Consider the following 12,440-nt stretch of genomic DNA (forward strand, 5'->3'; position numbering starts at 1 on the left):
GGGGACGAAAACATCAGCCGTGTTGGCCGGAGAGTGGATTTTGGAACTGACACGACGCAAACTGGTTGGCAGTGCGGCACTCCTGGCTTTGGGAGCTGGAGTGCGGACTGGCCACACGGAGCCAAAGATGAGCAACATTCCCTTTGCCGCCACCACCCCTGTCAGCGTTTCGCGCGTCGGCCTGAAGGCCCGCGACGCCGATGCACTGGCAAGTTTCTATCGCGACGTCGTCGGCCTGCAGGAATTCAAGCGCGACGGCGAGACCATCACGCTTGGCGCCGGCAGCCGCGCGCTGCTCGACATCGAGTCCGACAAGTCAGCCAAGCCTGACGATCCCCGCAACGCCGGCCTGTTCCACACTGCCTTCCTGCTGCCCAGCCGCGCCGACCTCGGCCGGTGGATCAGGCATGCCATCGACAAGCGCATTCCGGTCGATGGCGCGTCGGACCACTTGGTCAGCGAGGCGCTTTACCTCACTGACCCTGAAGGCAATGGCATCGAGATCTACACCGATCGTCCGCATAATGGCTGGAAGTGGAACGGCTCCCAGGTCGCCATGGCGACCGAGCAACTGGACATCGGTTCGATTATTTCAGAGGTGCCCGCAGGCGATGCCGGTTGGCAGGGCGCGCCCGAAAACAGCATTGTCGGCCATGTCCATCTGCGCGTCGGCGATCCCGCTGTCGCTGCCGAATGGTGGAACACGGAGTTCGGCTTCGACACCGTGGCCAAATATGGCGGCCAGGCCGTGTTCCTGTCCTCGGGCGGCTATCACCACCACATCGGCGCCAATTCCTGGCAGAGCCCGGGTGCCGGAAAACGTGACACCGCGCTGACCGGCCTTGCCTGGGTCGAGATGCGGTCGGCCTCGGCCGAAAAAAGCGACAGCCGCGAAGATCCGTGGGGCACTGTCATCCGCACCTTGCCTGGCCAGCCGGGCTGACATGCTGATCCGGCCCGAACAACCTTCCGACCACGATGCGATCCACGAACTCACGCGGATCGCATTCGCGCCGATGCCCTACAGCGCCGGCACGGAATCGGACATCATCAGACGGCTGCGCGCCGATGGCGATCTGACCGTCTCGTTGGTGGCGGAGCACGACGGCGAGATTGTCGGCCATGTGGCGTTCTCGCCTGTCTCTGTCGATGGCCGGCATGACGGCTGGTTCGGGCTCGGCCCGATCTCGGTGAAGGCCGAAATGCAACGCCAGGGCATAGGCAAGGCGCTGATCTCGGCCGGATTGGCAGTCCTTGGCAAGCGCGGCGCGCATGGCTGCGCGCTCGTCGGCAACCCCGAGATCTACGGTCGCGTCGGCTTCATCAGCGACGGCAGGCTGACATGTGGGGACATCGATTCGAAATATGTCCAGTGGTTGGCGCTGGACGGTTCGACACCGCGAGGAGTGCTGACCTTCGCTCCCGGCTTCGGCTTGTAGGCGATCCATCCTGACATGGTTGGGCGCTGGCTTGTGCTATGGGTGGCCAATCCCGATCTGCCCAACCGGCGGCTCCGTTGGGAATGTGAGGAAGGCCGCCCATGCTGAAAGTCATCGCTCAGGATTTTATCAAGCCTGAGTTCATCGAGGTCTTGCTGCCGCTTTATGCAGAACTCGTGGAAAAGACCAAGCTTGAGCCGCTCTGCATTTCCTACGATCTCTTCGTGGATCAGAAAGACCCGGGGCATTTTGTTTTCATTGAGGAATGGCCCAACAGAGCCGCGTTGGATGTCCATTGCCAAAGCGAGCACTTCACGCGGCTGGTGCCGCAGATCAACAGGCATCAGCGGCAAGACCCGACATTCATCCTGATGGATGCGTTTACATCCTGACAAGCTGTGTGCCGCCAAAAGACAAAAGCCCTCATGGCGGCGCGCCATGAGGGCTTTTCATTTCGTAGGCCTGTGAAGGCCCCTCCGGCTTCAGCTTAGCCGAATACGCGCTTGAAGATCGTGTCGACGTGCTTGGTGTGGTAGCCGAGGTCGAACTTCTCGCGGATTTCGCTTTCGGGCAATGCCGCAGTCACTTCCTTGTCGGCGAGCAATTCCTCGAGGAAGTCCTTGCCTTCTTCCCAGACCTTCATGGCATTGCGCTGCACCAGCCGGTAGGCATCCTCGCGGGAAACGCCGGCCTGAGTAAGGGCCAGCAGCACGCGCTGCGAGTGAACAAGCCCGCGGAACTTGTTCATGTTTTTCAGCATGTTGTCGGGATAGGCGACCAGCTTGTCGATGACGTTGGTCAGGCGCGCCAGCGCGAAGTCGAGGGTGACTGTGGCGTCAGGGCCGATCATGCGCTCGACCGACGAGTGCGAGATATCGCGCTCGTGCCACAGCGCCACGTTTTCCATCGCCGGTGCCGCATAGGAGCGAACCATGCGGGCGAGGCCGGTCAGGTTCTCGGTGAGAACCGGGTTGCGCTTGTGCGGCATCGCCGACGAACCCTTCTGGCCCGGCGAGAAATACTCTTCCGCTTCGAGCACTTCGGTGCGCTGCAGGTGGCGGATCTCAGTGGCGACGCGCTCGATCGAGGAGGCGATCACGCCAAGCGTCGCAAAGAACATGGCGTGGCGATCGCGCGGGATGACCTGCGTCGACACCGGCTCCGGCTTCAGGCCGAGCTTGGCTGCGACATGCTCCTCGACGCGCGGGTCGATGTTGGCGAAGGTGCCGACGGCGCCCGAAATGGCGCAGGTGGCGATGTCTTCGCGGGCGTGTACCAGGCGCTCGCGGCAGCGCGAGAATTCGGCATAGGCCAGCGCCAGCTTGACGCCGAAGGTCGTCGGCTCGGCATGGATGCCGTGGCTGCGGCCGATGGTGACCGTGTCCTTGTGCTCGAAAGCGCGGCGCTTGAGGGCTTCGAGCAGCGCATCGATATCGGCGAGCAGGATGTCGGTGGCGCGCACCAACTGCACCGAAAGGCAGGTGTCGAGCACGTCCGACGAGGTCATGCCCTGGTGGATAAAGCGCGAATCCGGGCCGACGAATTCGGCGAGGTGCGTCAGGAAGGCGATGACGTCATGTTTGGTGACGCGTTCGATCTCGTCGATGCGCTCGACGTCGAAGGTGGCAGCGCCGCCCTTTTCCCAGATCGTCTTTGCCGCTTCCTTGGGAATGACGCCGATTTCGGCCAGCGCGTCGCAGGCATGGGCCTCGATCTCGAACCAGATGCGGAAGCGCGTTTCGGGAGACCAGATGGCGACCATCTCGGGCCGCGAATAGCGAGGGATCATGGCGGGGCTCTTCCAGCTGAGGTTTCGTCGCCGCTCCCCTAACAGAGGTGGGCCCAATGCTCAACGCGAACGGCGGGCAAACCAGAGCGCTGCGGCGATTAGGGCGACAAATCCATAGGGAAAATAGAGCCGGATGCCGAGCACGGCAAACTGATAGAGGGCGACGAGGCCGGTGAAGACGAACTGATACGTCCAGGTCACGGTGAACGGCTCGGCATGCCATTCGGCGTAATAGCGCCGGTATTGCAGGGCATAGAGCGCGGCCGTCAGGCCGATCGTGGCAACGCCTAAGCAAACGAAAGCCGCAGCGAAGGCGCCTTCACGGCGGGCTTTTTGCGACAGAAGCCGTGCCAGCGTCCACGCGACAGGAAATGCCAGCGCGCCGCCGGCGGCATAGAGCAGGACGACGAAACGGATATGCCCGGCCGTCCCCCAACTCATCGAAAACAGCGAGGTAAAGGCGCTGGCGGCCATCGCCAGGCCCCAAATCAGCATGCCGGCGATCGCCATGCGCGGGGCGGGCAGGGCGGCCTGCAGCCTGTTGCGCGCCGGCATGGAGTTGGCGGCTGATATCTGGCTCGCTTCGGCGGACAAGTGGTCTACGACCTGCCGGTGACCGCGAGCCAGCGATGGTCTGGACCCTCGAAACCGTGGCGGATGACGGTCACCAGCACCGCATAGGACATCTTGCCGTCGGGCGCGAAGAACGTCTGCACCCCGCCGATACGGTAGCCGGTGGGGCAGCCGCGGCTCTGCGGCACGTCCTTGTCTTCCTGCAGTATCTCCGCCTTGTCGCCGGGCTGTGCGCCGATCTTCGTAAGCTTGAAGCCTTTCACCGGGCCGATGCCGGGGCAGCGTTCCAGCTCGCCGAAGGAAACCTCCTCCAGTTGAAACGCGAGCTGCGGGTCGATGGGCGGGAACACCGGCCGCGGGTTGACCACCATCCGGTACGGATCGGCGCTGATTTCTGTGACGGCATTGAAGCCCGCAAGCGTGCCCCTGTTGGCGCCAAGCTCGCTGTCCTTGACCGACTTCTCGCCGCGCTGGCGCGCCTCGTCGCGGGCTGCCTGCACGCCCTTGCTCTCGTCTTCCAGCATCACGCGAACGGGCGTATCGGCCAGGAACTTGTCGGTCGTCGTGTCGATGTAGAAACGGTTGGCGTAGGCAAAGCCAGAACCATCCTGGACGCCGAACTCCTCGAAGCCGAAGACCTTGCCGTCAGCGCTGAAGCCGAGCACGTTCAACTCGGCGGCGTCGCCCGCATGGGCGGCCGATGCGGCGACCAGCGACATGCCGGCAAGGCAAAAGAGCTTGAAGAGTTTCATCGCGACCTCTCTTTCCCGTTGACTCAGTTTTTCAGGCGAAAGCGCTAAGATATTGTCACCGAAGACATTTTGTCAGCCCGTATGGGCCGACCAAACCTGCATCCTGTCGCCTGCCAAGGGTGTAGCGGCAAACACGCCGCGCGCGATCGCGCGCGCCATGGTAGATGTCGCTGCTGCGTAGAAGTCGATGACATCGGCGGCTCCGACCTCGATGCCGCTCGCGCCGGTCGCCAGCCCGAAGACGAGATCGCCGTCGAACGGCGTATGTACGGGCCAGATGGCGCGGGTGAAGCCATCATGGGCTGATATCGCCAGCCGCTTTGCCGCAGCCTTGGTCAGCACGGCGTCGGTGGCGATCACGGCGATGGTGGTGTTGGCGACGGCGTTGTTTTCTTCCTCGTATTTCTTGGCGACACGCGCCGCGTCGGCAGGCATCGGCGAGGGGTAGCCCAGCCCGCCGAACTCGCCATCCAGCTCGAATGGTGCAGCCCAGAAATGCCTGCTGCGTCCGACGGTCACCGAACCTGTGGCGTTGACTGCGACCAGGGCGCCGACGGTCACGCCGTTGGGCAGCACTGTCGAGGCCGAACCCAGCCCGCCCTTGAGCCCGGCAGTCAGCGCGCCGGTACCGGCGCCGACCGTACCAAGGTCGAAGGTGCGCGCCGCCATTTGCGTCGCCTCATAGCCAAGCTCGCGATAGGGCGGATAACGGCCCCAGTCCTTGTTGCCGCCATTCAGCATGTCGAACAGGATCGCCGCCGGCACGATCGGGATCACCTGGTCGCGCATGGCAAAGCCGACGCCCTTCTCGCGCAGCGCCGCCTGCACGCCAGAAGCCGCATCAAGGCCGAAAGCCGAGCCACCCGATAGAGCGATGGCGTTGATTGCCTCGACCGTGTTGTGGGCTTCTAGCAGGTCGGTTTCTCGCGTGCCTGGCGCGCCGCCCAGCACTTGGACTGCAGCCGTCGCCGGCTTGTCGCACACCACCACTGTCACGCCCGACTTGAGCTTGTCGTCAGCGGCATTGCCGACCGACAGCCCGGTGACGTCGGTGATGAGGTTCAGCGGTCCGGCCTTCAACATCATTTCGTCTCTCTGTCGCAGCCAGGCGATCGCTTGGCGTCGCACAAAGGCAGTCATAACAAGCAGATGGAGAGGCAGCCGGAGCTATCCCGGCGTTTGCCCTTCCAGCGGCACATAGTTGGTCCCGTCGAAGCGAAACAGGCGGAACGCGTTGTCCTGGAGATCGCCCTTGGCGTCGAAGCGCAGCTTGCCCAGGACCGTGTCGAAGTCTCGCCCGGCAAAGGCCTCGGTAATCGGCTTGCCGCTCGCGGCCGAAGCCTTGGCAGCCGCATCTGATATCTCCACCGCCGCATAGGCGGGCAGGGTGTAGCCTTCGGGAATGATTTTCTGTGCCTCGAAGGCCTGCAACACCTGCGGTCTCGCAACGTCGATCCAATCAGGCGGGGCGACCATCAGCGTGCCCGCTGTCGGCGACACTGTGCGGTCGGCTACACGGAGCGTCTCACCGCCGGCAAACACAATGTCTGCTCCAGCAGCGGCGGCATCGCGCGCCATCACCGCGATGTCCTCACCGTCGCCGCCGACGAACACATGCGTGGCGCCCGCCTTGCGCAGGCGCCCGACCAGTGCCACCTGGTTGTCAAGCTGGGGACGGAATGTGTCGACAAAGACTGGTTTCAGCCCAGCCTGCTCGGCCGCTGCGCGGAAGCTTTCGGCCAGCTCTCGGCCATAGATCGTGCCATCATCGACGATGGCGAACAGCTCGTTGGCCCACAGTCGCGTCAGGAGCGTTCCTGCCGCATCGTGCTCGGCGTCGCCGCGCGGCGCCAAGCGCAACACCGGCCAGCCCGTCTTGGCGCGGCCGTCAGTCAGGCTGTCGGTGCGTACGCCCACCGCAATGACTGGAATCTGCGCATCCTTGAGCGCGGGCAGGGCGGCTTCCAGTGCCTCGGTGCAGAGAAAGCCGATGGCCGTTTGCACCTTTGCGTCGACGAAGCTCTTCGCCGCCTTGCGGCCGCCCGCAGCCGAGCACTGGTCGTCGGCAAATGTCAGTTCGGCGCCGGAGCTCGCGGCTGCCATGGCCGCGCCCGCCTTCACCTGCTCTCCGAGCATGGCCGACGGGCCCGACAGCGGAGCCGCGACGCCGACCCTGAGCGGCTCGGCCTGCGCTGCCATCGCCGGAAACGATGCGGCCAGCGCGGCAATGATGATCGTTTTCGATCGCATTTAGCCCAACGAAATCCCTTCGCGCCCCGCTTTCGGGCGATGTCCTGACCTACTGCCTGGCCCGGACAAGCGCAATGTGCTTGTGGCTTAGTTGCTTGGCAGCTCAACTATCCGTCCATATATTGCGGTTAGGGTTCACTGCATATTGCGGTAAGGGTTCACTGCGGGAAGTTGTCTTGTGCTGAAGAAGTTTGAAGTCGGGCCGCAGGCCTATCGCGACGCGATGAGCCATTTCGCAGGCGCTGTCCATCTGGTCACCACGGACGGAGTGGCGGGCAAACGCGGCGCGACCGTCATTGCCGCCTGCTCGGTTTCGGACAACCCGCCTATGGTGCTTGTCTGCGTCAACCGCGAAAACCCCAAGAACGACGCCTTCGTCAAGAACGGCAACTTTGCGCTCAACACGCTGAGTGCAAGGCACGAACCGCTGGCGGTGGCGTTTTCCGGCGTCACCGGCATGCCGCCGGAAGAACGATTCGCACTTGCCGAGTGGCAGGTGCTCGCCTCTGGCGCGCCAGTGCTGCTCGATGCGGTGGCTGTGTTCGATTGCGAACTGGTCGATGCCAAGGAGATGGCCACCCATCGCATCATGTTCGGCAAGGTGACAGGCCTGCGTATCGGCGATAATCTTCGCCCGTTGATCTATCACGGCCGCAGCTACCACGTGCTCTAGGCCGATTTCCGGAAGTGCCATGACCGCATCAGCGACGCGTCCGTTTCCGAATTCGATCGACGAGACGCTCGAAATGCTCGCCGGCGCAGACTATGTCGCCGACCGCGCGCTGGCGACGGTACTGTTCCTGTCCCTGCGCATGCGCCGCCCGCTGTTTCTCGAAGGCGAGGCCGGCGTCGGCAAGACCGAGATCGCCAAGGTCCTGGCCAGCGCACTTGGCCGCCGGCTGATCCGGCTGCAGTGTTACGAGGGCCTCGACGTCTCCTCCGCCGTCTACGAGTGGAACTATGCGGCGCAGATGATCGAGATCCGCATGGAGGAGGCGACCGGCAAGGTCGACCGCAACGATATGGAGAAGAACGTCTTCTCCGAGAAATACCTGATCCGCCGTCCGGTCCTCGACGCCCTCACAGGCAAGGAGGGGGCGGCCCCGGTCTTCCTGATCGACGAACTCGACCGCACCGACGAGGCCTTCGAGGCCTTCCTGCTCGAAATCCTCTCCGACTATCAGGTGACGGTGCCCGAACTCGGTACGATCAAGGCGGAGGAGCCGCCGATCGTCGTCATCACCACCAACCGCACCCGCGAGATTCATGACGCGCTCAAGCGCCGTTGCCTGTACCATTGGGTCGACTATCCCAATGCCGAGCGCGAACTGGAGATCGTGCGCCGCAAGGTGCCGCAGGCCAATCAGCGGCTTTCGGCCGAGGTTGTGCGGTTCATCCAGCGGCTGCGCGAGATCGAACTATTCAAGGTGCCCGGCGTGGCCGAGACCATCGACTGGGCCGGAGCGTTGACCGAACTTGACAAGGTCGCACTTGATCCCGAGACCGTGTCAGACACCATTGGCGTGCTCCTGAAGTACCAGGACGACATCGCCCGCATAGAGCAGGGTGAGGGCCGCCGGATCCTCAACGAGGTGAAGGCGGAGCTGGCGGCAGCGGAGTAGGTGCCCAAATGGACTTGCGCAGCACCGAGACCCTCGCCGCCAAGTCCGACGGACGCATCGCCGACAATATCGTCTATTTCGCACGCACCCTGCGCAAGGCGGGCATGCGGGTCGGTCCGGCCTCGGTCAAGGATGCCATCGAGGCGGTGCTCGCCGCCGGCATCGGTACGCGCGACGACTTCTACTGGACGCTTCATGCCGTGCTGGTCACTCGCCATGAGGACCACCCGACCTTCGACGAGGCGTTCCGGCTGTTCTGGAAATCGCGCGAGCTGATCGAGAAGATGCTGGCGATGTTCTCGCCGGTCGCGCTCGACAACCGTGAGAAGCAGAAGCCGCGCGCCGCCGAAAACCGCGTCAGCCAGGCGATGTTCGAAGGTCACCAGAAGGCCCAGCCGGCGCGTGAGATCCCTGAGGTCGAGGTCGACGCGCGCTTCACCGTGTCGGGCAACGAAGTGCTGCGCGCCAAGGACTTTGCCCAGATGAGCGCGGACGAATTGTCGGATGCCCGACGCGAGATCGCAGCGCTCCGTCTGCCTTTCGACATGGTGCGCACGCGCCGCTTCAGGCCCGATCCGCATGGCGGCAAGATCGATCCCCGCGCCATGATGCGAGCTGCCGCCCGCAGCGGCGGCCAGCTGATCCTGCCGAAATTCCGCTCGGCCCGCGAGGTCCAACCGCCATTGGTCGTGCTGGCGGACATCTCTGGATCGATGAGCCAGTACACGCGCATCTTCCTGCATTTCCTGCATGCGCTGACCGAAAAGCGCCAGCGGGTGCACACATTCGTCTTCGGCACGCGGCTCACCAACCTGACGCGCCAGATGCGCCATCGCGATCCCGACGCCTCTCTTGCCGGTTGCTCGGCCGCCGTCCGAGACTGGTCGGGCGGGACGCGCATCGGCGACGCACTTGGCGAGTTCAACCGGCTGTGGTCGCGGCGCGTGCTGGGGCAGGGAGCCGTGGTGCTGCTGATCACGGACGGGTTGGAGCGCGACGATGTCGCCGGCCTGTCGGAAGAGATGGAGCGGCTCCATAAATCGTGCCGGCGGCTGGTCTGGCTCAACCCGCTGCTGCGCTTCGACGGTTTCGAGGCGCGCGCACGCGGCGTTCGCGCCATGCTGCCGCATGTTGATGAGTTCCGCGCAGTCCATAATCTCAACGCGCTTGGCGATCTCTGCGCTTCGCTCGGCGTACCCGCTTCATGCAGCAGCGACCCGAGACGCTGGCTTGACGGCTTGGGCCGCGCTGCCTGAGCATCGGGAGGGAGGAAACGATGCCAAGCAAATTCCTGGACGAAGCCCGCGATCCGCTGATCATCGCGGAAGGCTGGATGAAGGACGGCAAGGACGTGGCCATTGCCACCGTCGTTGAAACATGGGGCTCGGCGCCGCGTCCAGTCGGCAGTCATCTCGTCATCGATGCCGATGGCACTTTCCACGGCTCCGTCTCCGGCGGCTGTGTCGAAGGTGCGGTGATTTCCGAAGCGCTCGACGTCATCGAAAGCGGCAAGCCGAAAATGCTCGATTTCGGTGTTGCCGACGAAACCGCCTGGCAGGTCGGACTTTCCTGCGGCGGTCGCATCCGGGTCTATGTCGAGCGGCTGGGGTAAAAACGAATGGACCCGTATGTTCTGAAGACCTTGAATGCCGAGCGCCGCGCCCGCCGCGCCGCAATCGTCGTCACCGATCTTGGCGACGGCCGCGGCCGCGTCATCAAGGAGGGCGACGCGGTGGTCGGCGATCTCGGTGCAGCCATCGGCAAGGCGTTCCGCTCAGGCGCGTCGAGCATGGTCGAGGCCGAGGGCCGCAGCTTCTTCCTCAACGTGCATCTGCCGCAGCCACGGCTGGTCATCATTGGCGCGGTCCATATCAGCCAGGCACTGGCGCCAATGGCCAGGATTGCCGGCTTCCCGCTTGAGATCATCGACCCGCGCACGGCTTTTGCCAGCGACGAGCGCTTTCCCGACGACATTCACAAGGCCGAATGGCCAGAGGACGTGCTGAAGCATTGCCCGCTCGACCGCTACGCGGCGTTGGCAGCGATCACCCACGACCCCAAGATCGACGACTGGCCGCTCAAGGCAGCACTTGACGCCGAGTGCTTTTATGTCGGCGCGCTGGGCAGCCGCAAGACCCATGCCAGGCGCGTCGAGCGCCTGCTGGCCATGGGCGTGAGGCCTGAGCAGATCGAACGCATCAACGCGCCGATCGGGCTCGACATCGGTGCGGCCAACCCGGCCGAGATCGCCGTTGCGGTGCTGGCGCAGGTCATCGCGGCCTTCCGCTCGCGCGGTCTTGCGGCCAAGTCGAAAGGCGAGGCGGCGTGAAGTTCGGCCCCATTCCGGTCGCGGATGCAATTGGCGCTGTGCTGGCTCATGCCACGACGTCGGGCGAGCGCCGCTATCGCAAGGGGCAAGTTCTCGGCGCGGACGATGTCGCTGCCTTGCAGGCCGCGGGCCTTGCCGAGGTCGTTGTCGCAGCGCTCGAGCATGGCGATCTTGGCGAGGACGCTGCCGCCGAAGCCATTGCGGCAGCCATGCGCCACCGGCACATCGAGGTGAAGCAGGCCGCCACAGGCCGCGTCAACCTCCACGCCACTTCGCCAGGCGTCTTCACTGTCGATGCCCAGCTGATCGATGCGATCAACGCTGTCGACCCGGCGATAACGGTGGCCACGCTTGCCCAGCTTGCCCGGGTCGAGCGGGACCAGATGGTCGCGACCGTGAAGATCATTCCTTTCGCGGTGTCTGGCCAACTCGTCGCCGAGGTGATCGACCTCTGCGCCGGCAAGGAGATCTTCGCAGTCAATCCATTTGCGGCCAGGCGTGTCGGCGTAATCCAGACGACGTTGCCGAGCGTGAAATCAAGCGTGCTCGACAAGACCGCGCGCGTCACCGAACAGCGTCTTGCCCGCTCCGGCAGCCGGCTGACAGCCGAGCGCCGCACGCCACATGAGGCCGCTGCAGTGGCAGAGGTCGCCAAGGCGCTTGCCCGTGACAACGACCTGGTGGTGATATTCGGCGCGTCGGCCCTGGCCGATTTCGATGATGTCATTCCGGCCGCCATCCGGGCGGCGGGTGGCAGCGTCATCCGGTCCGGCATGCCGGTCGATCCGGGCAATCTGCTGGTGCTCGGCCATATCGGCAATGCTGCCGTGCTTGGCGCGCCCGGCTGCGCCCGCAGTCCCAAGGAGAACGGTTTCGACTGGGTGCTCGATCGACTGCTCGCCGGGCTTGAGGTCACTGCTGCCGACATCGGTGGCATGGGCGTGGGGGGCTTGCTCATGGAAATTCCGTCGCGACCGCAGCCGCGCGAGGCGCCGGCCGTGCCCGTCGCACCCAAGGTCCATGCCGTGTTGCTGGCGGCCGGGCGCTCCAGCCGCATGGGCGGCCCCAACAAGCTGATGGCGCTGTTCCAGGACAAGCCGCTGGTGCGCCGCACGGCCGAGCGCGTATTGGCCTCCAAGGCCGAGGGCACCGTGGTGGTCACCGGCCACCAGGCCAGTCGCATCCGCGACGCGCTCGTCGGGCTCGATCTGCCGGTGGCTCACAATGCCGATTTTGCCTCAGGCCTCGCCAGCTCGCTCAAGGCAGGCATCGCCGCACTCCCCGAGGACGCGGCCGGTGCCCTGATCGTGCTCGGCGACATGCCCGAGGTGCTGCCGGCCGATCTCGACCGGTTGATCGAGGCATTCGAGCGGGCGGGCGGCCGCGCTATCGTCCGCGCCACCCACGATGGCAAGCGCGGCAATCCCGTCATCCTGCCAAGGTCACTGTTTGCCGCCGTCGCTCATCTCGAAGGCGACACCGGCGCGCGTCATCTGATCGAGAGCGAAGGCGTCGATGTCGTCGACATCGAAATCGGCGCCGGCGCCGCCGTCGACGTCGATACGCCCGAGGCGCTGGAAGGCGCGGGCGGGGTGCTGCAGGATTGACAAATGCACTATGAGCTAGCCAACCCTAGATCATGTCACTCGATTCAGCTTTGCATTCCTTCGCGCCCCCTTCTGGCCT

General features: G+C 64.5%; 14 protein-coding genes. 9 read left to right on the plus strand and 5 right to left on the minus strand.

All coding sequences use genetic code 11. The features are described from left to right. The first annotated feature begins 127 nt into the window (after positions 1-127). The 3 genes from B015_RS0109690 (at position 128) to B015_RS0109700 (ending at position 1,831) form a co-directional block, all read left to right on the plus strand. Complete coding sequence (locus tag B015_RS0109690) at positions 128-943, plus strand: VOC family protein (protein WP_018427490.1); 816 nt, start codon at positions 128-130, stop codon at positions 941-943. A gap of 1 nt (position 944) precedes the next feature. Then, positions 945-1,439, plus strand: a complete 495-nt coding sequence (locus B015_RS0109695; RefSeq protein ID WP_018427491.1) for an N-acetyltransferase — start codon at positions 945-947, stop codon at positions 1,437-1,439. A gap of 101 nt (positions 1,440-1,540) precedes the next feature. Beyond that, on the plus strand, positions 1,541-1,831 hold the full coding sequence (locus B015_RS0109700) for a putative quinol monooxygenase (RefSeq protein WP_018427492.1): 291 nt from the start codon (positions 1,541-1,543) through the stop codon (positions 1,829-1,831). A gap of 95 nt (positions 1,832-1,926) precedes the next feature. On the opposite strand, the gene purB is transcribed toward B015_RS0109700, so the two are convergent. From purB to B015_RS0109725, 5 genes are all read right to left on the minus strand, one after another. After that, positions 1,927-3,228, minus strand: coding sequence for an adenylosuccinate lyase (purB, locus tag B015_RS0109705; RefSeq protein ID WP_026227089.1), 1,302 nt, complete (start codon positions 3,226-3,228; stop codon positions 1,927-1,929). 60 nt (positions 3,229-3,288) lie between these two features. Next, positions 3,289-3,822: a hypothetical protein gene (locus B015_RS0109710; RefSeq protein WP_245262143.1), complete on the minus strand. Its 534-nt coding sequence runs from the start codon at positions 3,820-3,822 to the stop codon at positions 3,289-3,291. Positions 3,823-3,827: 5 nt separating this feature from the next. Continuing rightward, on the minus strand, positions 3,828-4,553 hold the full coding sequence (locus tag B015_RS0109715) for a DUF2259 domain-containing protein (protein WP_018427495.1): 726 nt from the start codon (positions 4,551-4,553) through the stop codon (positions 3,828-3,830). Between the two features lie 72 nt (positions 4,554-4,625). Further along, positions 4,626-5,636 carry a P1 family peptidase gene (locus B015_RS0109720; RefSeq protein ID WP_026227090.1) on the minus strand — a complete coding sequence of 337 codons (1,011 nt, stop codon included), beginning with the start codon at positions 5,634-5,636 and terminating at the stop codon, positions 4,626-4,628. Between the two features lie 84 nt (positions 5,637-5,720). Further along, on the minus strand, positions 5,721-6,803 hold the full coding sequence (locus B015_RS0109725) for a branched-chain amino acid ABC transporter substrate-binding protein (protein ID WP_018427497.1): 1,083 nt from the start codon (positions 6,801-6,803) through the stop codon (positions 5,721-5,723). A 178-nt stretch (positions 6,804-6,981) separates the two neighbouring features. Between B015_RS0109725 and B015_RS0109730 the strand changes: the two genes are divergently transcribed. Genes B015_RS0109730 through B015_RS0109755 form a run of 6 tightly spaced genes read left to right on the plus strand, consistent with a single transcriptional unit; the run spans position 6,982 to position 12,361 of the window. Continuing rightward, the gene (locus B015_RS0109730) at positions 6,982-7,476 is read left to right on the plus strand and encodes a flavin reductase family protein (protein ID WP_018427498.1); all 495 of its coding nucleotides are present in this window, start codon (positions 6,982-6,984) and stop codon (positions 7,474-7,476) included. Between the two features lie 19 nt (positions 7,477-7,495). Then, positions 7,496-8,425 (plus strand): MoxR family ATPase, encoded by a 930-nt coding sequence (locus B015_RS0109735; RefSeq protein WP_018427499.1) that lies wholly within the window; start codon positions 7,496-7,498, stop codon positions 8,423-8,425. Positions 8,426-8,433: 8 nt separating this feature from the next. Beyond that, positions 8,434-9,681, plus strand: coding sequence for a VWA domain-containing protein (locus B015_RS0109740; RefSeq protein WP_018427500.1), 1,248 nt, complete (start codon positions 8,434-8,436; stop codon positions 9,679-9,681). 20 nt (positions 9,682-9,701) lie between these two features. Further along, on the plus strand, positions 9,702-10,037 hold the full coding sequence (locus B015_RS0109745) for an XdhC family protein (RefSeq protein ID WP_018427501.1): 336 nt from the start codon (positions 9,702-9,704) through the stop codon (positions 10,035-10,037). A gap of 6 nt (positions 10,038-10,043) precedes the next feature. Continuing rightward, a complete protein-coding gene (locus tag B015_RS0109750) occupies positions 10,044-10,754 on the plus strand; it encodes an XdhC family protein (protein WP_018427502.1) in 711 nt (236 codons plus the stop codon). Continuing rightward, the gene (locus B015_RS0109755) at positions 10,751-12,361 is read left to right on the plus strand and encodes a molybdopterin-binding/glycosyltransferase family 2 protein (protein ID WP_018427503.1); all 1,611 of its coding nucleotides are present in this window, start codon (positions 10,751-10,753) and stop codon (positions 12,359-12,361) included. The genes B015_RS0109750 and B015_RS0109755 overlap by 4 nt, the downstream gene beginning before the upstream one ends. The last annotated feature ends 79 nt before the right edge of the window (positions 12,362-12,440 follow it).

The organism is Hoeflea sp. 108, from assembly GCF_000372965.1.
Classification (GTDB): domain Bacteria; phylum Pseudomonadota; class Alphaproteobacteria; order Rhizobiales; family Rhizobiaceae; genus Aminobacter.